The sequence below is a fragment of the Bradyrhizobium sp. 62 genome, from assembly GCF_023073035.1.
Classification (GTDB): domain Bacteria; phylum Pseudomonadota; class Alphaproteobacteria; order Rhizobiales; family Xanthobacteraceae; genus Bradyrhizobium.
On the sequence record NZ_JADPIT010000013.1, the window covers coordinates 139584 to 158083 of the forward strand.

Genomic DNA, 18500 nt, shown 5'->3' on the forward strand with positions numbered 1-18500 from the left:
ACACTTGCCGGATCGCCTGCCAGCGTCCAGGCCGGGGAAGACGTCGCCCGGCGGCCGGCTCTGGCAGGAAAACGAAGGGCAAGGGGTAAGGCCAGCGTGCAGGCCGGCTCAGGACAGGGGGTGTTCGGGAAGGGATTCTTCGGTGGCGAGGTCTTCGACGAGCTTGATGACTTCGAAACGCTGCCGGGGCGCGAGCTTCAGAAAGGCGCGGAGCAGGCGCAGGCTTTCGACAGTACCGCTTGCAGGCGCGCCGAGCTTGAGGTGCAGCTCAGCTGCGAAATTGAGGTTCTTCATCTCGCACCTATGACAAGCATCGGACTTCGTGATCCAACAGCGAGGTCCCAACTAAGAACCGAACGCCACAACCGAACGCCACAACCGGATGCCACAACCGGATGCTATGGCGATGGCGCGCTTTCGTCCGGGGGAAGCCCGGTGTGTTCGCACGCCGAGCTACATGTGCAAGCGGCCACACTTGAACAGGTTGCAACTATGTCAAAAAACAACCCTTCCGGCAAGCCTAACAGTTGACCCAGCGATGCTTCGTCTGCATCGCGCCACGGCAATTCCGGATAACAGGAATATGGCCAGCCGTCACCCACCTGCGTCAAGAAGCGTCATCGATCAGGCATGCAGCCTCGATCGCCGTCAATCGACGCCTTGTTTCGTCTTGTTTCAGATGTGAATGGACATTGGTGGAGCCGAACCAGTGCTCTTCAGCTTATGCACGTAATTGTTGAGTCCGTCGTCGGCGGTTGTATCGTCCGCGAAATAGACGTCGATCTCGGGCCATGGATCGGTGGCCACAGCGCGGCCTTCTGAACCAAGAGACAGACTATGGCGCTTGGATTCATCTAAACCCGCCCCATCGAGCTCTTGGACTTGGACTCGCCTCTTCGCATCAGAATTCATCGGGCCGCATTTGTTTCCGGCGGTGAACCGTTTTTGAGGAGCAAACGACAAAGCGGTGGCGAAACAGCCACGCAGATCACGAGCGCCATGGCCGATGCATTGATCGATTCGGCGCCCCAGAACCAAAGGACGACGGCATGCTTTCTCGCTGCGATCTCATCAAGAGCGCCGCAGTCGCGCTTCTCACCTTCTCGATACAAGGCGCATGGGCGCAGGAGACCAGGATGAACCTGTTCAAGATCGTCACCATCAAGGACGAAATCGTCGTCGGATTGTCAACGGAGGAGCTTCAGGCGCTCGGCGGCAATGATGCCAGCGCCGTTGCACATGCTCTGGCACAGAAGGGCGATCTCACTGTCTGGCAATACAACGTGCATCGCGGTCCGAACGGCGAATTGCAGCAAGCGCCGACCGCCAGAATCGGGCTTTTGGCCAACGCGTCGCTCCGGGTCGAGCCGTATACCACGACCTACCAGATCCTACCGCATCCCTAAGCAGCAGACCGGCGCGCCCGCGGCCGAGGTCGGGGGCGCGCCCTTGTCATCTGCGTTGCCCTGCACGTCGTGTCCCCGTTTCCGTCGCAAAGCCGTAGATCAGTGCCAACCGGTCCAGGCATTCACGAAAACGTCGGGAAAAATAGTCGGTCCAGCGTTGCGTACGAACGGCGCGACGCTGGCCGATCTCGTCCATGGTCAGGCCCAGCACCAACACGTCGTGCACTAGCGCGGCACCGTCGGTGCCGAGTTCGCGCTCGATCCGGTTCAGCCGCAGCACCGCCTGACGTTGGCTCTCGGTAACCGGCTCGCGCGTGCGCGCGCCATCGACATATTCGCGGGTCGGGTCCATCGCCTGAGGGCCACGCTCGGCCCTCTCCCAATCGTTCTGGAAGGCGCGCCCGCCGCGATACTGCGCCTCGTCGATCTGATGGTGCGCGTGCAGCCGGCCGAGCGGATCGCTGCGGATCGACCGCACGGCCATGATCTTCTCGCCGGGGTCGAGCGCCAGCGGATTGTCCACCTCGACTTCCGCGATCTCCGCATTGAACGGTATCTCACGCGAGCGTCGATCGTAGACATCCGCCAGTTTGTAAGACCTGTTGCGTCGGACACGTGCCACTCGGATACTCCTTGCGAAATTGACGATTGAACGGGCGGTCGTCAGGTCAGGCGGCAGAGACCAGCCTCAGCACGACGGGGCCGGCGACGCGAGCGGATCCAGTTCCGGCGCGGCGCGTCAGGCGCGCATGCGGCGTGCAATAGCTCGAGCCCGGCTCACGCGGATGGCCGCAGAAGGTGATCTCCTCCCCGTCCTTGTCGCCGCCATAGGGATAGCGACAGTCCTCGCCAGCGAGTTCGACCAATGGGACCAGGCGCGGCTGGACGCCGACGCAGCGCAATTTGACCTGCGCGGCAGGCTTCATCGCAGATTTCGGCGGCAGGCTCAGCACCGTAGGGCGGTGCGGCAGGACAAGACAGCCCCCAGACGGCAACACTGGGACGATCGACGGGCTCGCCGTCCGCACCTGCACGACCAGCCCGAGCCGCTTGGCGCGGCCGACCACCGCGTTGCGCGTGTAAGCCGTTCCAAACCTTGCGTTAATCTGTCTTCCGATCTCCGCATAAGACATTCCCTTGAGAAAATAGTCGCGAAGCGCGTCGGAGTGCTCCGACGGCCAATGGCCCGGTTCCATGCTGCTGTCCTGTGATGCGCCTCCTCCGATCGCACGATCGCGAGGCGAAGCGCACATTCCGGTATTCCGAAGTCAGAGTCAAGCGATAATTCTGATATTCATAATTGCATCAATTCCGAATTTCGGATTACAAGAGGCGGGACGATGGACAATCGAGGGAATCACCATGTTGGACGCTGCAATGATCGAACGGGGCCTGGAAAAGACAGGCAAGAGCAAGGGCGGCCTGGCGGCTGCCATGGGCGTACGGCCCGGCGCGGTCTCGGAGATCCTCGGCGGTGAACGCCTGGTGAAGGCTTCGGAAATCATTCCGATCATGGAATATCTCGAACTCAATCTCGCGCCGATCATGGGCCGCGTCGGCGCCGGTGCCGTGATCGAGCCGGATTATGAGCAGGTTCCCCCGGAAGGCCTAGGCGACATCGCGCTGCCCTTTCCGATCATGGAGGAGACCATCGCATTCGAGATCGTGGGCGATTCGATGCTGCCCAAATACGAGAGCGGCGACGTCATCGTGGTCTACAAGGACCAGCGCCATCCCCTGTCGAGCTTCTACGGCGAGGAGGCCGTGGTCCGGCTCAAGACCGGCGAGCGCTATCTAAAGACGATCGAGCGGGGCAAATCCCCCTCCGTCGTCAATCTCAGCAGCTTCAATGCCAAGCAGATCGTCGGCGTGAAACTGGAGTGGGTCGGCGAGATCTGCCTCTCCATGCCCAAGGGGCAGCTGGAGCGGCTGCGCGCCAAGTCGGCGCGCCCTCGCAAGAGGAGCAAGTAGGCTGGAATTTCCGTTTTTGCGAAATGCGCCTTGACTTGATTCCGTTTTTCGGAAATACTCTGCCGTGCCCGACATGGGGCACGGCAGGATCGTTTCATGCAGTATTTTGTCGTGATGATCGATTATGGGCGCCGCGGCCGCGAGGCGGTCGTCGACCCTGAAATCACCAGGCGTGAGGTCATTTCCCGCGTTGCCTCAGGTGAATATGGGAACATCTCGTTCATCCACGAGATCGCGGAGAGCTCGGTCGAGGACATTACCGAGGCCATCCTCGCCGAAGCGGCCCTCCCGGAGATCCGGCCCGAAGAAGTCGACTTACAGGCTATCCGCCTCGATCACGCCCACGATCTGCGTAAGCACGAGCCGACGTGACGCAAGGCCAAGCGGCCTGCGCCACAGCCCGATCGGAGATCACACCGTGAGGACGGTCGATCCCGTGGTCTTGCGCGCGGCGAGATCGGCATGCGCCTTGGCGGCATCCTTCAGCGGATAGGTCTGGTGCACCTCGATCTTGACCGCGCCGGACTTGACGACGTCGAACAGCTCGCCTGCCATCGCGACCAGGCTCTCACGCTTGGCGGCGTAGGTGAACAACGTCGGCCGGGTGACGTAGAGCGAGCCCTTCTGCGCTAGCAAACCGAGATTGAGCGGCTCGACGGCGCCGGACGACGCACCGAACAGCGCGGCGACGCCGAGCGGCGCGAGGCAGTCGAGCGACTTCAGGAACGTATCCTTGCCGACGGAGTCATAGACCACCGGCACCTTCTTGCCGCCAGTGATCTCATCCACGCGCTTCACGAAATCCTCGCGGCTATAGATGATGACATGGTCGCAGCCATGCGCCTTGGCGAGCTTGGCCTTTTCGTCATTGCTGACGGTGCCGATCACGGTCGCGCCGAGATGCTTGGCCCACTGGGAGAGAATCAGGCCGACACCACCGGCTGCCGCATGGAGCAGGATAGTGTCGCCGGCCTTCACACGATAGGTCTGCCGGATCAGATACTGCGTGGTGAGTCCCTTCAGCATCATCGCCGCCGCAGTCTTGTCGTCGACACCGTCGGGCAACTTCAGCAGTCGGTCGGCCGGGATCAGCCGCGCCTCGGAATAGGCGCCGAGCGGCGAGGCGCCGTAGGCGACGCGATCGCCCGGCTTCAGATCGGTGACACCGGGCCCGACCTCCTCGACGACACCAGCGGCCTCGCTGCCAAGCCCGCTCGGCAGTTGCACCGGGTAAAGGCCCGAACGGTTGTAGATGTCGACGAAGTTGAGACCGACGGCGGTATGGCGGATTCGCGCCTCGCCAGGTCCGGGCTTGCCGACACTGACCTCCTCCCAGACCAGCACTTCCGGACCACCAGCCTTGTGAAAGCGAATGGCATGCGTCATGGGCGTTGCTCCCTTATCGTTGAGGTCAAAATCCGAATACCGGATCGAGCTTTTGAAATAGGTATTTGGTCCGCCCGTCACAGTACAGAGACGTAACAAGAATGTCACAGCGAACGACAAACCTCCGCCGTTCCGCCTCTGTTCGAAAGAGTTGATGTCGGCCTTGCGCCAGCCGGCAGTAGCCTTCGCGCGGGTTTGGAGGTCGTCTGCGAAGGAGAGCCGAGATGCCAGCTTATGTACAGCATCATCAGGATATCGAGATCGCGCCTGTGATTTGCCCTGCTTGCACGGCGTTCCTTCCAATGTATGTGCGCGAGGTCGAACCGCATTGGAGTCTTGCCAAGATCGACTTCGTCTATGAATGCGCCGATTGCGGCGCCGAGGTCAGACAGACGATCCGCAAGCCGGAGTTGCTGCGGCACTGATCGCGCGGCTGGTGGCTGCTAGACTATTTGCGCTGAGCGGAAAAAACGCCCATTCGCGCGGGTCTGGGCTCTCCCAAACGAGGCTTGTTCTTTGCCGTGAACGCAGGCAGAACAAGCCTCAATCAAGACCTTTGGGAGCGCCTTTTCGTGGCTGAACAGAAGCCCTCGACAGCGATCGAGGCAGTGGAGAGCGGCCTCGCCGCGCAAGGCTACATCGCGAGCCGGCAGATCGCGACCGCCGTGTATTTGTCGCAACAGATCGAGAAGCCGATCCTGGTCGAAGGCCCCGCGGGTGTCGGCAAGACCGAGCTTGCCAAGGCGATCGCGGCCTGGCGCGGCCTGAAGATGATCCGCCTGCAATGCTATGAAGGCCTCGACGAGGCCAAGGCGCTCTATGAATGGAAATACGCCAAGCAGCTTCTCTACACGCAGATCCTCAAGGACAAGCTCGGCGAAGTCCTGGGCGGCGCGCAGACTTTGCACGCTGCACTTAATCAGCTCCACGATTTCGGCGACGTGTTCTTCTCCAAGGAGTTCGTCGAGCCGCGGCCGCTGCTGCAAGCGCTGGAGCAGCCGGGCGGCTGCGTGCTCCTGATCGACGAGATCGACAAGTCGGATGCGGAATTCGAATCGCTGCTGCTGGAAATTCTCTCCGACTTCCAGGTCACGATTCCGGAACTCGGCACCGTCTCCGCGATCACGCCGCCAACGGTGATCCTCACCTCGAACAGCGAGCGCGATCTCGGCGACGCCCTGAAACGGCGCTGCCTGCATCTGCACATCGGCTTTCCCGAGCAGCGGCTCGAGGAGCGCATCGTCGAGAGCCGCGTCCCCAACATTTCGCAGACGCTGCGGCGGCAGATGGTCGGCTTCATCCACGAAATCCGCTCGCTCGACCTGAAGAAGCTGCCTTCGGTCAGCGAGACCATCGACTGGGCACGCGTGCTGGTGCTCTTGCAGGCCTCGGAGCTCGACACCGAGATCGTCAAGGACACGCTCAACGTGCTTCTGAAATACGAGGCCGACATCGAGGCGGCTCAGCCTCAGATTACGACCTTCATTGCCAAGGCAGCACGATCCAACGTCTTCGGTTGACGCCGATGCGCGAGAATATTCATCGCTTCTTCCGTGCGGCACGGGGCGCCGGGGTCCATGTCTCGCCGGCCGAAAGCATCGATGCGATGCGTGCGGTCGCGCAGGTCGGCGTTTCCGACCGGACCATTCTGCGCGATGCGCTCCTTCTGACGCTCGCCAAGTCGCAGGACGAAAAGCTTGCGCTTGGTGACTGCTTCGATCTGTTCTTCAGCCAGCCGGAGCCGCGGCAGGAACAGCCTGAAGCCGACAGCAACGATGTTTCGGAGGACGCAGATCAATCTCCGTCATCCGGCGAGGCCAGCGATGCGAGCGGCGGTTCGCCTCCCGCAGAATTGGGCCCCCTGGCGCAAATGCTGCTGTCGCAGGATCGCAACGCGATCACCGCCGCGATCGCCAGCGCCTCAGGTGCGGCCTCCCTGTCCGACATCCGCTACTCCACCCAGCGCGGCATCTTCTCCAGCCGCATCCTCGACGCCATGGGGCTCCAGCGGCTACGCGACGATCTCGACGAGCTGACCGCGACCAATCCGGCACTGGCCGAGCGGCTTCGCGCCGCGCTCGATGGCTTGCGCGACGCCGTTCGCGACACTGTCGCGCAGGGGCTTGCGCTCTATGCCCGCGAGGAGGCTGAAAACCTCCGCAACGAGATTCTGCGCAACGCGCCGCTTGCCCGCATCGAGCGGCGCCATGTCGCGGAAATGCGCGCTCTCATCCGCCAGATCGCGCGGCGCCTGCGCGAGCGCTATTCGAAGCCACGCAAGCGCCAGCGGCGCGGTCATCTCGACGTCCGCCGCACGCTGCGCCGCAACGCCGCCTGGGGCGGCATCCCCTTTCTCACGGCCTGGAAGCGCAAGCATCGCGACCGGCCGAAGATCGTGGCGCTCTGCGACGTCTCGGGCTCGGTCGCGCAGGTCTCGGATTTCTTCCTGCTCCTGATCCACTCGCTGCACGAGGTGGTCGACGACGTCCATTCCTTCGCCTTCTCCTCGCATCTGATCGAAGTCAGCGACGTCCTGGAATCGAAACCGCCGGAAGAGGCGATGGCCGAGATCATGTCCAAGGTCGGCTTCGGCTCCTCCGACTACGGCTCTTCGCTGGCCGATTTCGACAAGGAGTTTATGAGCACGCTGACGCCGCAGACCACGGTGATCGTGCTGGGCGATGCCCGCAGCAACAATCTCGATCCGCGCGCCGACATCCTGCGCCGCATCTCTGAGCGCTCGAAGCGACTGGTGTGGCTCAATCCCGAAGGACGTCTCGCCTGGGGCTTTGGCGATTCCGAGATGCCGCGTTATGCGACCTTCTGCAGCGTGGTGCGCCAGTGCGCCACCGCGCAGCAGCTCGAGCGCGCGGTGTCCGATATTGTGGCGACTTATCAGTAGGCCTTACCCAAGCCGACGTCAGTTTCGCATCAGCTCCGTCTGAGCCACATTGCACTCCCGGAAATGATAGGCGATCTCGTCAAGCGCGCGCTGCTCCCATTCCTGAGCTTGCGCAAGCCAGAAAACCCGGCGCTGGAAATCAAGCGCGGCGCGCTCCCGGCACAGGGATTCCTGACTACGAATTTCGACTAGTCTGTTCATGCACTCCACTCCTGCCCTGTGAAGCCATTCCCCGTGAATCAGCGTACAGAATCCCGAACCGTTCGTCTCATGATTTCTGTGCATATTGCGACGCAGAATGGGACAGCAGCGCTTCCCGTGCAGTGCGGTGGTTCGCCGACCAATATGAAGCCCACATCATCAATATGTGATCGAGGCTCCGGACGGTCCTCGTGATCGAGCGGTCTTAACGCTTGTGGCGCAATGGCGTGCAGCAATTTGTGAAGAGGAGTTCTAAACACCTCACCGAATTCCCGACTCATTGTCGTCGCACGGTCTTCATGCAGCGCCTCTAACAGAGGCGCACGAACGGCACTACCGCTTGAGGCAACATGAGCAACGACATCGACTTCGATCTTTCGCCGGACCAATGGGATGTTCTGAAGGCGCTTCGCAACCCGGTGTCGAACGGTCGCCTTTCCAAGGCCTATCTCATCGGGAGCCTCGTCAAGCTCGGTCTTGTCGTCGTCTGCGACGGTGTGCCGGTCATGACGCCGAATGGACGCAAGGTGCTGGTACGCGGATCGTGTCGGCTGCTGGATCTGGCGGCGTGACACGGCCACCCCCGTGCGGAACATGACGGTACCACCGCAAAATCGCCTGTCCATGTGACCGATGGCAGCTCGAACGGTGGCCCGGTGCCGATGCGGATGCCCAGTCGCACCGCAAAAGCGACCAAATAGACCTCCTCCTCAGCGGAAACCGCGACAATCTGGCACGCTAGTTGCTCCTTTCGACGATCGAGACGTCGTCAAAATGGGGGAGTCACCATGTCGACCATTGCCGCGGCCCCGGCTGCCGAGCCAAAGCCGCTCTATACATCGCTGTTCGTCCAGGTCCTGGCCGCGCTGATCCTCGGCATCATTCTCGGCGTGGCCGCGCCGGATTTTGCCATCTCGCTCAAGATTCTGAGCGACGCCTTCCTGAAGCTGATTTCGATGATCGTGGCGCCGATCGTGTTCTGCGTCGTCGTGCACGGCATTGCCGGTGCGGGCGACCTCAAGAAGGTCGGACGGGTCGGCGTCAAGGCGCTGGTCTATTTCGAGGTGATGACCACAGTCGCGCTCGTGGTCGGTCTCATCCTGGCCTACACTTTCGGCCCCGGCCACGGCATGAACATCGACCCTTCGACGCTGGACGCCAAGGCCCTCAATACCTATGCCGACAACGCCCACAAGCTTCAGGGCGGCGGCATCGGCTCCTTCCTCCTCAACGTGATCCCGAGCACCTCGTTCGACGCGTTGTCGCGCAACGACGTGCTCCAGGTGCTGTTCTTCGCCGTGCTGTTCGGCGTAGGCCTCGCACTGGTCGGCGGTGAGAAAGGCAAGCTCGTCACCTCGATGATCGATGCCGCCTCAACCGTACTGTTCCGCGTCATGGGGCTTATCGTCCGCGTCGCTCCACTTGGCGTGCTCGGCGCAGTCGCCTACACCGTCGGCAAATACGGCGTCGGCTCGCTCAAGCAGCTCGTCTCACTGGTGGCGCTGTTCTACGTCTCGGTCGGCATCTTCGTGCTGGGCGTGCTCGGCGGCGTCATGGCGCTCGCCGGCATCAACATCCTCAAATTCCTCGCCTACCTGCGCGAGGAGTTGACCATCGTGCTCGCGACCGCCTCGTCGGACGCCGTGCTGCCGCAGATCATGAAGAAGCTGGAGCGGATGGGCGTAAAGGATTCCGTGGTCGGCCTGGTGATCCCGACCGGATATTCCTTTAATCTCGACGCGTTCTCGATCTACCTGACGCTTGCGGTCGTCTTCATCGCGCAGGCGACCAACACGCCGCTGTCATTCGGCGACCTCCTGCTGGTGCTCGGCGTCTCCCTGATCACCTCGAAGGGCGCGCATGGCGTACCGGGCTCCGCGATCGTGATTCTGGCGGCGACGCTGAACGCGGTGCCGAGCATCCCTGCGATCGGCCTCGTGCTGGTCTTGTCGGTCGACTGGTTCATCGGCATGGCTCGCGCGGTCGGCAACCTCACCGGCAACTGCGTTGCCACCGTGGTGGTGGCCGCCTGGGAAGGCGACCTCGACCGCGCCAAGGCGGCCAAGGTCCTCGACGGCGGCGAACTCGTGGACATGACGGCGGGGTAATGACCGCCGTTCAGTCATTCCACTGGAGGAGCGGCCTTCCATGCGCTCTCCTCCAGACGGAGAGGAAACGCGGAAACCAGGAGTGGGCCACGGCGCCCTTGTAGGCCCAGGTGCGATATTTCAGGCCCTGCTCCGAGATCAGTTCCTGATAGCCGCCGTGGACTTGGGTCGCGGTGCGAATGTCCTTCAGAATTCCCTGGGCGCAGGAACGGTAAGTATTGCTCCCCGAGAATTCGTCGTACTCCAGCATGCGATCCGCGAACTCGACGTTGAACGTCGGCCAGGAGGACCGTCCCTGGTAGGCGGGAGCCGCGATCTTGTGGATCATCTTATTCCGCGGATTATCCGCGGACACCAGGAAGTGGAATGTGCCGGGGATGCGAAAGCGCGGCTCCGCAATGATCAGATCCGCCGTGGCCGCGAACAGCGCGCGCTCGCTTTCCTCGCTCATATCCCAGAAGCCGCGATGCACATTGACGAAATCCAGCGCGACCGAGGACACCGGCGAGCCCGTGGGGCCATCAAGAGAATGCCTGATATGGCCGCCCTTGCCGAACAGGCGGAGCAGGTCCCTCTTGTACTGCGCCAGGTCGCGTCCGAGCAGCCGCTTCAGCTCGTTCTCGTTGACGATTCCGAGCTGCACGCCCCACACGTACGTCGTGTGAACGCAGGCATTGGTGACGAAACGCCTGCGCTCGGCGCGCGTGTCCGTTGCCGCGGAGCGCGGAGCACTGGCGTCGCACAGCAAATAGGTGGAGCCATCATCATTGAACGGTTCGAGCTCGCTTGCGAGCTGGAGGATCGCGCGCTTCAGATCACCGCAAGATTCGGCCAGCAGCAGGCGGCCGGCATGCGCGCATTGCGACATCGCCAGATAGGATGCCCCTCTCTCCTCGGCAGAGATCATCTGCCGCAGGCCGGCCAGAATGCCGAGCAGCGTATCCGAGGGGCGCGAGAAATAGTTCACGCCAAGATACCTGGCGCGCCCAGCCGGGACGATCGTCGTCGTGACGACGTTGGCGCGAACCGCTTCCAGCAGCAGGCGGACGCTCTTGTCGAGCAGACGAGCCCGCCGCACCGCATCCTGCGAATCGATGATGGTGTCGGGGTCGAGGACGTCGGGATAGAACCAGGCAAAGTCGCGCGGATAATACGCAGAGGCGTGCGGCGCGCCCGTGACGAGAAAGGACTCAGTCACCGCAAAGGCGCTGTCCATCGAGTGCCGGTAAAGGTCCTCGATGGCCGTGAACGGATGATGCGACTGCCTCAGGAATCGATCACCGAGAAAGTTCACGGCTTGGAGCGCGTTGGCGACGAAGGGCGCCGCCACACCCTGGTAAAATCGGTTTTCGCGATGGGATGGAAAAGAGATGCCGCTGTTCATAGGCGCCGTCGAATGGTGTCTCGTGGTTCGGCGGGAGGCCGTCGCGGCTCTAGACCTGTCTGATTCGTGTCTCTATCCCGTGACTTGCGGGCTCAGTTTAGCCTTGCCGGGGCCGAAAATTCTCGATCAGCCGCAGCAACACCCGCGCGCCGGCATCGGCGTCGGCTAGCTCGACATGCTCGTCCGGGTGATGGCTGATGCCGCTGCGGCAGCGGACGAAGATCATGCCGACATCGGCAATATCGATCATGGCCATGCCATCATGCCCGGCCCCGCTCGGCAGCTCGAACACGGAAAACCCCTCCGCCTTGATTGCCTGCGCGATCTGCTCCTTCAGCCAGGGCGCGCACGGCGCGGTGCGGTTCTCGTGGGTGACGTCGAGCTGAAGCGACAGTTGACGGCGCTTTGCGATGGCTTCGATCTGCCTGACGACATCGGCGACCGCGCGCTTGCGGTGCATGTCGGTCGGTGCCCGCATGTCGATGGTGAACGACACCTCGCCCGGAATGACGTTGGTCGCGCCGGGCCTCGCCTGGATGTAGCCGACGGTGCCGACGAGTCCGTCCTCGTCGGTGCGGCAAAACTGTTCGATCGCGCCGATACATTCGGCCGCGCCCGCCAACGCATCGCGCCTGAGCGCCATCGGCACCGTGCCTGCGTGCCCCGCCATGCCGGTCAGCCGCGCGGCAAGCCGTGTCGCGCCCGCAATCGCGGTGACCACGCCGACGGGCAGGTTTTGTGCTTCCAGCACCGGCCCTTGCTCGATGTGCAGCTCGAGATAGGCAAGCAGTTCGCGCCGGGCTCGCGCGGCCGCGCCAATATGATCGGGGTCGAGCCCGAACTGCACCAGCGCGTCGCGCATGGACACGCCATCGCGGTCGCGTGTGTTGAGGGCGCTCTCGTCAAAGGTGCCGGCGACCGCGCGGCTGCCGAGCAAGGTCGAAGCAAAGCGCACCCCTTCCTCATCAGCAAAACCGACGATTTCGATCGCGAACGGGAGGCGCTTGCCGCGGCGGTTGAGATCGGCGACGCAGGCGATCGCCGTGATCACGCCCAACGGCCCGTCCCATTTGCCGGCATCGCGCACGGTGTCGTAGTGCGAGCCGAGCATCAGGGAGGGCGCGCCCGGCCGCTCGCCTTCATAGCGCCCGCAGACATTGCCGATCGCGTCGAGACGCGCACTCATGCCGGCGTCGCGCATCCAGCTCAGGATGAGGTCCGCCGCCTTGCGCAGCTCGCTGGTCAGATAGATGCGGGTGAGCTTGTCGCCTTCTTCCGAGATCGCCGCGAGCTCATTGATCCCTCGCACGATCTCTTCGCCGAGCGAACCAGTGTGAACGGCGTTACCAGCAGCCATCTCGGCGAGCTTTCCATCTCTTGGGACCGCGGCGACGGCGGTCCTGGCGCAATCGATTCAAGTTCGGTGCCAGCGAAATCACGCGGCCGACACCGTTCCAATCAGCGCGTGGTTAGCATGAATGCGGTCGCCGGCAGACCACCCGGCCCTCGTCATGCACATGTCCAGGCCGGTTAAGACTGCTTAACTCCATTGCATACAACTATAAAATATTGCCTATAATTTCATCTGCTGCTTTCCTGATCAAGCTCGAATTGCCGAAGATACCTAATTTATTTCAATGGCTTAATCAAAGATTCTCTCTCGGCAACCTCTGGCACGAAGCTTGCGACAATTGATCCCGGGCTCCGCCAGACCGGCGCAGCGCGAGATGAGGCGGTGCATCCGCCAAGGGGAGCAAGCAATGGAATTTGGCAGGATCTCACGACGTCATTTGTTGCAGGGCAGTGCGGCCCTCACGCTCGGCGCGGCGGCCGGCGCCCGCCCGTCCTTTGCGGCCGAGACGACGATCGGTTTCATCTATGTCGGCTCGCGCGACGACTACGGCTACAATCAGGCGCATGCGCAGGGCGCGGCGGCGCTGAAGAAGATTCCCGGCCTCAAGGTCGTGGAAGAAGAGAAGGTGCCGGAGACCGACGCGGTCGAGAAGACGATCGAGTCGATGATCAATCTCGACGGTGCCACCCTGCTCTTCCCGACCTCGTTCGGTTACTACAATCCGCACATGGTCAAGATGGCCAACAAATTCCCGAAGCTGCACTTCGAGCACTGCGGCGGCCTGTGGAGCGACAAGGACCCAAAGAACGCCGGCAGCTATTTCGGCTATATCGATGAAGCCCAGTATATCTCGGGCATCGTCGCCGGCTATAGCTCCAAGAGCGGCAAACTCGGCTTCGTCGCCGCCAAGCCGATCCCGCAGGTGCTGCGCAACATCAACGCCTTCGCGCTCGGCGCGAGGCTTGCCAATCCCAAGGCCACTACGCAGGTCATCTTCACCGGTGACTGGTCGATGCCGGTCAAGGAAGCCGAGGCCACCAACAGCCTGATCGACCAGGGCGTCGACGTCCTCACCTGCCATGTCGACGGTCCGAAGACCATGGTCGAGAACGCCGCGCGCCGGGGCGCCATGGTGTGCGGCTATCACGTCAACCAGTCGCCACTCGCGCCAAAGGCGTATCTCACGGGAGCCGAGTGGAACTGGGAAGCGTTGTACCCCAAGTTCGTCAAGATGATCGCCGCCGGCGAGAGCATCCCGAACTTCTATCGCGGCGGCCTCAAGGAGGAAATCGTCAAGACCTCGCCCTATGGCGAAGCGGTCTCGGCCGAGGCGCGCAAGCACGCCGACGACGTCAAGGCCAAGTTCTTGTCCGGTGACGGCTACGCCATCTTCAAGGGAGGCCTGGTCGACAACAAGGGCAAGACGGTGATCGCAGCCGGCACCGATCGCGGCCAGAAGGATCCCGAGCTCGAGAAGATGGACTATCTCGTGGAGGGCGTGGTCGGGGCAACTTCGTGACGACGGAAGCTGCGGATCTCGTTGAAGCGGTCGGGACGGTGGCCCCGGCCGCCGATCCGGGATTCCTCCAACGTCACGGCGGAGCGATCGAATATATCCTGATCCCGGGCGCGGCGCTGGCCGGCGCGCTCGGGGTCTTCGGCATCTTCGTCGCAATGTTCGGCAAGAGCCCGCTCGACCTCTATTTCTACATGTACTACGGCGCGTTCGGCACCTGGTTCTCATGGCAGAACACACTCACGCGCGCGGCGCCGCTGATCCTTACCGCACTCTGCACGGCGCTGCCCGCACAGCTTGGCATGGTCATCATCGGCGGCGAAGGCGCACTCCTGATCGGCGCGCTGTCGGCAACCAGCGCAGCACTGGTGCTTCAGGGCATGCCGCCGCTCATCGTGCAGATCGCCATGATCGTCGCCGGCGTGATCGGCGGCGGCCTGTGGGTCATGCTTTCGGGCGCGCTGCGGCAATATCGCGGCGTCAACGAGACGATCTCGAGCCTGCTGCTCGTCTACATCGCACTCGCGGTCCTCAACCATCTCGTCGAAGGCGTGATGCGCGACCCCGCGAGCCTCAACAAGCCGTCAACCCGCGAGATCGGCGCGGCCAACTTGATCGGATCGATCCCCGGCACCGACGTGCATTGGGGTCTCGTGTTCGGCCTGATCGCCGCGATCGCCGCCTATATCCTGATCTATCACACCGTGTTCGGCTTCGCCGCGCGTGTTGCCGGCGGCAACATCCGCGCTGCGAAGATCGTCGGCCTCAATGTCAGCAAGCTGATCCTGACCATCTGCTTCCTCGCCGGCGGCGCCGCTGGCCTTGCCGGCATGGTCGAGGTCGCCGCCGTGCAGGGGCGCACCAACGCCAACCTCGCCGCAGGCTACGGCTTTACAGGGATTCTCGTCGCCTTCCTGGCGCGACAAAATCCGCTCGCCATTATCCCCGTCGCGATCCTGCTCGGTGGTATCAGCGCCAGCGGCGGGCTGTTGCAGCGCCGCCTCGGATTACCGGATGCATCCGTGCTGGTGCTGCAAGGCATCATCTTCGTCTTCGTGCTGGCCAGCGATGCGCTTTACGGCCGCATCGGGTTTCTGAAGGGAAAGTCCTGAAATGGCAGACGGCTCGATCGGACTCTGGACCGTCCCGCTCGCCGTGCTCGGCGGCGCCATTCGCGTCTCGACCCCGTTCCTGTTCGTGAGCCTGGGCGAATGCATCACCGAGCGCTCCGGCCGCATCAATCTCGGCCTCGAAGGCACGCTGGTGATGGGCGCGATGAGCGCCTATGGCATTTCCTATCTCACGGGATCGCCGTGGCTGGGCGTGCTCGCCGCTGGCATCACCGGTGCGCTTCTGGGCGCGCTGCATGCCGGCATCTGCTCGCTGCCGCGCGTCAACGACGTCGCGGTCGGCATCGCGCTGATGTTGTTCGGCACCGGACTAGCTTTCTACCTCGGCAAACCGTTGATCGAGCCGACGGCACCTCGACTGCCCGCAATCGATTTCGGCTGGTGGAGCGATATTCCGCAGGTGCGCGCGGCCCTACGGGTCAACGTGCTGTTCCTGATCGGCGTCGCGCTCGCCCCAATTCTCTACTGGGCCTTCCGGACTACGCGCTGGGGCCTCCTGATCCGCACCGCCGGCGAGAGTTCGGACGCCGCGCGTGCGATGGGCCACTCCGTGCTGCTGATCCGCCTGCGCGCAACCATGGTCGGCGGCTTCCTTGCCGGAATCGGCGGTTCCTTCCTGTCGCTGTTCTATCCCGGAAGCTGGAACGAGGGCCTGTCCTCGGGCCAGGGCATTACGGCGGTTGCACTCGTGATCTTCGCGCGCTGGGATCCCTTGCTCTGTCTGTGGGCCTCGCTCGCCTTTGGCGGTGCTGCAGCACTGGGCCCGGCGCTGCAATCGGTCGGCGTCACCTCCGGCTACCACCTCTTCAACGCCGCCCCCTACATCCTGACGCTGGCGATCATGATCATCACCTGCTCGCCGAAACGCACGCTGACCGGAGCCCCGGCCGAATTGTCGATCACCCGCTAGGAAGCGAAATCATGCCCGAGCGCACCATCAAGTCCGAGCCCTATGCCTGGCCCTATAGCGGCGATCTCCGTTCCGAGAATACCGCGCTCATCATCATCGACATGCAGACCGATTTCTGCGGCGTCGGCGGCTATGTCGACAAGATGGGCTACGACCTCTCACTGACGCGGGCGCCAATCGAGCCGATCAAGAGACTGCTGACGGCCATGCGGGGCCAAGGCTTTCACATCATCCACACCCGCGAAGGCCACCGTCCCGATCTCTCGGATTTGCCCGCCAACAAGCGCTGGCGGTCCCGGCAGATCGGCGCCGGCATCGGCGATCCGGGCCCCTGCGGCCGCATCCTGGTGCGCGGAGAGGCCGGGTGGGACATCATCCCGGAGCTCGCGCCGCTGCCCGGCGAACCCATCATCGACAAGCCCGGCAAGGGCTCGTTCTGCGCCACCGATCTGGAGCTGATCCTGCGCGTGCGCGGCATCGAGAACATCGTGCTCACTGGGATCACTACCGACGTCTGCGTTCACACCACCATGCGCGAGGCCAACGACCGCGGCTTCGAATGCGTGCTGCTGCACGATTGCTGCGGCGCGACCGACAAGAGCAACCATGACCACGCGCTGAAGATGATCAAGATGCAGGGCGGCGTGTTCGGCGCGGTCTCGACGTCCGACGCTTTCATCGGAGCGATTTCGTGATCGTCGGCGAAACGCCGCCGCCATCGGGCGCCTTCGGCGTCGATGCCATCGCCATGACCATGCGCTTCGGTGATTTCCTGGCGCTGGACAATGTCGCGCTGAAAGTGCGGCCGGGTTCGTTCCATGCGCTGCTCGGCGAGAACGGCGCCGGCAAGTCGACCCTGGTCAAATGCATCATGGGCTACTATCACGCCACCGAAGGCGACATCCTCGTCGGGGGCCGCGAACAGGCGATCGGCAATCCAAAGGACGCCCACGCCCTCGGCCTCGGCATGGTTTACCAGCATTTCACGCTGGTGCCGGCGATGACGGTCGCCGAAAATCTGGTGCTGGCGCGCGATGACGTGCCGGCTGTCGTGAGCTGGCCGAAAGAGATGAAGGAGCTCGAGGCCTTTCTCGCGCGCATGCCATTCAAGGTACCGCTCAGCTCAAAAGTCGCCGACATCTCCGCGGGCGAGCGGCAGAAATGCGAGATCCTCAAGCAGCTCTACCTGAAGCGCCGCTTCCTGATCCTGGACGAGCCGACTTCGGTGCTGACGCCTGCGGAAGCCGACGAGGTGCTCGGCATGCTCCGCGACATGGTGGTCAAGGGCGAGCTGACCATCCTGATGATCACGCACAAGTTCCGCGAGGTCATGGCCTTCGCCGACGACGTCACGATCCTGCGCCGCGGCAAGCTCGCCGGTGCCGGCAAGGTGTCCGAACTGACGCCGGACGCGATGGCGCGCACCATGATCGGCGCCGAGGAGCTGACGGTGCAGCCGCCCCGCACCGGAGAGGCCGGCAAGGCGAGGCTGGAGCTGGCGAAGATGCGCGCGCGCGACGACGCCGGCGCCATCGCCGTTCATGATGTCTCCCTCACGGTCCGCGCCGGCGAGATCGTCGGCATCGCCGGCGTCTCCGGCAACGGTCAGCGCCAGCTCGTCGAGGTGCTGGCCGGCCAGCGCGAAGCCGAGAGTGGCGAGATCCGTGTCTCCGGCGATCCCTATCACGCCAGCCGCGAGGAGATGCGGCGGCACAACATGTCACTCCTGCCGGAGGAGCCGTTGAAGAACGCATGTGTCGGCGGCATGAGCGTCGCCAACAACATCGCCTTTCGCGAGTTCGACCGCGCGCCTTTCGCTAGCTTCGGCTGGTGGCTCAACCGCGGTGCCTTCCGCGTCGACGCCAGGAAGAAGATCGCCCAGTACAAGATCAAGACCCGCACGCCCGACACGCCGATCTCGGCACTGTCGGGCGGCAACGTCCAGCGCGCCGTGCTGGCGCGCGAACTCGGCGGCGCCGTCGAGGTGCTGATCGCAGCCAATCCCTGTTTCGGGCTCGATTTCGCAGCGGTGGCGCAAATCCATGCCGAGATCATGGCCGCGCGCAACCGCGGCGCCGCGGTGCTGCTGGTCAGCGAGGACCTCGACGAACTCCTTGAACTCTCCGATCGGCTGGTGGTGATGTTCCACGGCGAATTCGTGTATGAAGCACGGACCAGCGAAGCCGATCTCACCGTGGTCGGCCGGCATATGGCGGGGCATTGACCAGGGAA

The 18500-nt window shown here is 63.2% G+C and carries 20 protein-coding genes; 13 read left to right on the plus strand and 7 right to left on the minus strand.

Annotated elements, in window-relative coordinates:
• Positions 1–108: 108 nt before the first annotated feature.
• Positions 109–294: a hypothetical protein gene (locus IVB47_RS08300; RefSeq protein WP_027519309.1), complete on the minus strand. Its 186-nt coding sequence runs from the start codon at positions 292–294 to the stop codon at positions 109–111.
• Positions 295–1049: 755 nt separating this feature from the next.
• Between IVB47_RS08300 and IVB47_RS08305 the strand changes: the two genes are divergently transcribed.
• Positions 1050–1406, plus strand: coding sequence for a hypothetical protein (locus IVB47_RS08305; protein ID WP_247460951.1), 357 nt, complete (start codon positions 1050–1052; stop codon positions 1404–1406).
• Positions 1407–1452: 46 nt separating this feature from the next.
• On the opposite strand, the gene IVB47_RS08310 is transcribed toward IVB47_RS08305, so the two are convergent.
• Complete coding sequence (locus IVB47_RS08310; RefSeq protein ID WP_247436793.1) at positions 1453–2028, minus strand: hypothetical protein; 576 nt, start codon at positions 2026–2028, stop codon at positions 1453–1455.
• Between the two features lie 46 nt (positions 2029–2074).
• Entirely contained in the window at positions 2075–2602 is a 528-nt protein-coding gene (locus tag IVB47_RS08315; protein ID WP_247460953.1) for a GcrA family cell cycle regulator, read from the minus strand.
• Positions 2603–2768: 166 nt separating this feature from the next.
• Here IVB47_RS08315 and IVB47_RS08320 point away from each other — a divergent pair, with 166 nt between their 5' ends.
• Together IVB47_RS08320 and IVB47_RS08325 are read left to right on the plus strand one after the other, a co-directional pair.
• Positions 2769–3377 (plus strand): S24 family peptidase, encoded by a 609-nt coding sequence (locus IVB47_RS08320; RefSeq protein WP_007612810.1) that lies wholly within the window; start codon positions 2769–2771, stop codon positions 3375–3377.
• A 96-nt stretch (positions 3378–3473) separates the two neighbouring features.
• Complete coding sequence (locus IVB47_RS08325) at positions 3474–3749, plus strand: hypothetical protein (RefSeq protein WP_247460954.1); 276 nt, start codon at positions 3474–3476, stop codon at positions 3747–3749.
• Between the two features lie 39 nt (positions 3750–3788).
• Here the strand turns inward: IVB47_RS08325 and IVB47_RS08330 are convergent, their stop codons facing one another.
• Positions 3789–4763, minus strand: a complete 975-nt coding sequence (locus tag IVB47_RS08330) for a quinone oxidoreductase (RefSeq protein WP_247460956.1) — start codon at positions 4761–4763, stop codon at positions 3789–3791.
• 224 nt (positions 4764–4987) lie between these two features.
• Between IVB47_RS08330 and IVB47_RS08335 the strand changes: the two genes are divergently transcribed.
• The 3 genes from IVB47_RS08335 to IVB47_RS08345 all read left to right on the plus strand — a co-directional run bounded on the left by IVB47_RS08335 (position 4988) and on the right by IVB47_RS08345 (position 7665).
• Positions 4988–5188: a hypothetical protein gene (locus IVB47_RS08335; protein ID WP_247460957.1), complete on the plus strand. Its 201-nt coding sequence runs from the start codon at positions 4988–4990 to the stop codon at positions 5186–5188.
• Between the two features lie 147 nt (positions 5189–5335).
• Positions 5336–6283, plus strand: coding sequence for a MoxR family ATPase (locus IVB47_RS08340; RefSeq protein WP_007601482.1), 948 nt, complete (start codon positions 5336–5338; stop codon positions 6281–6283).
• 5 nt (positions 6284–6288) lie between these two features.
• Complete coding sequence (locus tag IVB47_RS08345; RefSeq protein ID WP_027566601.1) at positions 6289–7665, plus strand: VWA domain-containing protein; 1377 nt, start codon at positions 6289–6291, stop codon at positions 7663–7665.
• An 18-nt stretch (positions 7666–7683) separates the two neighbouring features.
• On the opposite strand, the gene IVB47_RS08350 is transcribed toward IVB47_RS08345, so the two are convergent.
• Entirely contained in the window at positions 7684–7866 is a 183-nt protein-coding gene (locus tag IVB47_RS08350) for a hypothetical protein (protein ID WP_027519316.1), read from the minus strand.
• Positions 7867–8216: 350 nt separating this feature from the next.
• Here IVB47_RS08350 and IVB47_RS08355 point away from each other — a divergent pair, with 350 nt between their 5' ends.
• Together IVB47_RS08355 and IVB47_RS08360 are read left to right on the plus strand one after the other, a co-directional pair.
• On the plus strand, positions 8217–8438 hold the full coding sequence (locus IVB47_RS08355) for a hypothetical protein (RefSeq protein ID WP_247460959.1): 222 nt from the start codon (positions 8217–8219) through the stop codon (positions 8436–8438).
• Positions 8439–8654: 216 nt separating this feature from the next.
• On the plus strand, positions 8655–9974 hold the full coding sequence (locus IVB47_RS08360; protein WP_247460961.1) for a dicarboxylate/amino acid:cation symporter: 1320 nt from the start codon (positions 8655–8657) through the stop codon (positions 9972–9974).
• A 10-nt stretch (positions 9975–9984) separates the two neighbouring features.
• On the opposite strand, the gene IVB47_RS08365 is transcribed toward IVB47_RS08360, so the two are convergent.
• On the minus strand, positions 9985–11358 hold the full coding sequence (locus tag IVB47_RS08365) for a hypothetical protein (RefSeq protein ID WP_247460963.1): 1374 nt from the start codon (positions 11356–11358) through the stop codon (positions 9985–9987).
• Between the two features lie 97 nt (positions 11359–11455).
• A complete protein-coding gene (locus tag IVB47_RS08370; RefSeq protein ID WP_247460965.1) occupies positions 11456–12715 on the minus strand; it encodes an allantoate amidohydrolase in 1260 nt (419 codons plus the stop codon).
• Positions 12716–13118: 403 nt separating this feature from the next.
• Here IVB47_RS08370 and IVB47_RS08375 point away from each other — a divergent pair, with 403 nt between their 5' ends.
• From IVB47_RS08375 to IVB47_RS08395, 5 genes are read left to right on the plus strand one after another with little or no spacing between them, the layout of a single operon-like run.
• Complete coding sequence (locus IVB47_RS08375) at positions 13119–14231, plus strand: BMP family ABC transporter substrate-binding protein (RefSeq protein ID WP_027566597.1); 1113 nt, start codon at positions 13119–13121, stop codon at positions 14229–14231.
• Positions 14228–15340: an ABC transporter permease gene (locus IVB47_RS08380; protein ID WP_247460967.1), complete on the plus strand. Its 1113-nt coding sequence runs from the start codon at positions 14228–14230 to the stop codon at positions 15338–15340. The genes IVB47_RS08375 and IVB47_RS08380 overlap by 4 nt, the downstream gene beginning before the upstream one ends.
• A gap of 1 nt (position 15341) precedes the next feature.
• Complete coding sequence (locus tag IVB47_RS08385; RefSeq protein ID WP_007612833.1) at positions 15342–16268, plus strand: ABC transporter permease; 927 nt, start codon at positions 15342–15344, stop codon at positions 16266–16268.
• A gap of 11 nt (positions 16269–16279) precedes the next feature.
• A complete protein-coding gene (locus IVB47_RS08390) occupies positions 16280–16963 on the plus strand; it encodes an isochorismatase family cysteine hydrolase (RefSeq protein ID WP_247460969.1) in 684 nt (227 codons plus the stop codon).
• Entirely contained in the window at positions 16960–18492 is a 1533-nt protein-coding gene (locus tag IVB47_RS08395; protein WP_247460971.1) for an ABC transporter ATP-binding protein, read from the plus strand. The genes IVB47_RS08390 and IVB47_RS08395 overlap by 4 nt, the downstream gene beginning before the upstream one ends.
• Positions 18493–18500 lie beyond the last annotated feature (8 nt).

Coding starts and splice junctions, on each gene's coding strand:
- IVB47_RS08365 (WP_247460963.1), bottom strand. CDS start 11,358: ATGAACAGCGGCATCTCTTTTCCATCCCATCGCGAAAACCGATTTTAC.
- IVB47_RS08355 (WP_247460959.1), top strand. CDS start 8,217: ATGAGCAACGACATCGACTTCGATCTTTCGCCGGACCAATGGGATGTT.
- IVB47_RS08345 (WP_027566601.1), top strand. CDS start 6,289: ATGCGCGAGAATATTCATCGCTTCTTCCGTGCGGCACGGGGCGCCGGG.
- IVB47_RS08350 (WP_027519316.1), bottom strand. CDS start 7,866: ATGAACAGACTAGTCGAAATTCGTAGTCAGGAATCCCTGTGCCGGGAG.
- IVB47_RS08335 (WP_247460957.1), top strand. CDS start 4,988: ATGCCAGCTTATGTACAGCATCATCAGGATATCGAGATCGCGCCTGTG.
- IVB47_RS08360 (WP_247460961.1), top strand. CDS start 8,655: ATGTCGACCATTGCCGCGGCCCCGGCTGCCGAGCCAAAGCCGCTCTAT.
- IVB47_RS08305 (WP_247460951.1), top strand. CDS start 1,050: ATGCTTTCTCGCTGCGATCTCATCAAGAGCGCCGCAGTCGCGCTTCTC.
- IVB47_RS08330 (WP_247460956.1), bottom strand. CDS start 4,763: ATGACGCATGCCATTCGCTTTCACAAGGCTGGTGGTCCGGAAGTGCTG.
- IVB47_RS08315 (WP_247460953.1), bottom strand. CDS start 2,602: ATGGAACCGGGCCATTGGCCGTCGGAGCACTCCGACGCGCTTCGCGAC.
- IVB47_RS08320 (WP_007612810.1), top strand. CDS start 2,769: ATGTTGGACGCTGCAATGATCGAACGGGGCCTGGAAAAGACAGGCAAG.
- IVB47_RS08300 (WP_027519309.1), bottom strand. CDS start 294: ATGAAGAACCTCAATTTCGCAGCTGAGCTGCACCTCAAGCTCGGCGCG.
- IVB47_RS08385 (WP_007612833.1), top strand. CDS start 15,342: ATGGCAGACGGCTCGATCGGACTCTGGACCGTCCCGCTCGCCGTGCTC.
- IVB47_RS08390 (WP_247460969.1), top strand. CDS start 16,280: ATGCCCGAGCGCACCATCAAGTCCGAGCCCTATGCCTGGCCCTATAGC.
- IVB47_RS08325 (WP_247460954.1), top strand. CDS start 3,474: ATGCAGTATTTTGTCGTGATGATCGATTATGGGCGCCGCGGCCGCGAG.
- IVB47_RS08370 (WP_247460965.1), bottom strand. CDS start 12,715: ATGGCTGCTGGTAACGCCGTTCACACTGGTTCGCTCGGCGAAGAGATC.
- IVB47_RS08375 (WP_027566597.1), top strand. CDS start 13,119: ATGGAATTTGGCAGGATCTCACGACGTCATTTGTTGCAGGGCAGTGCG.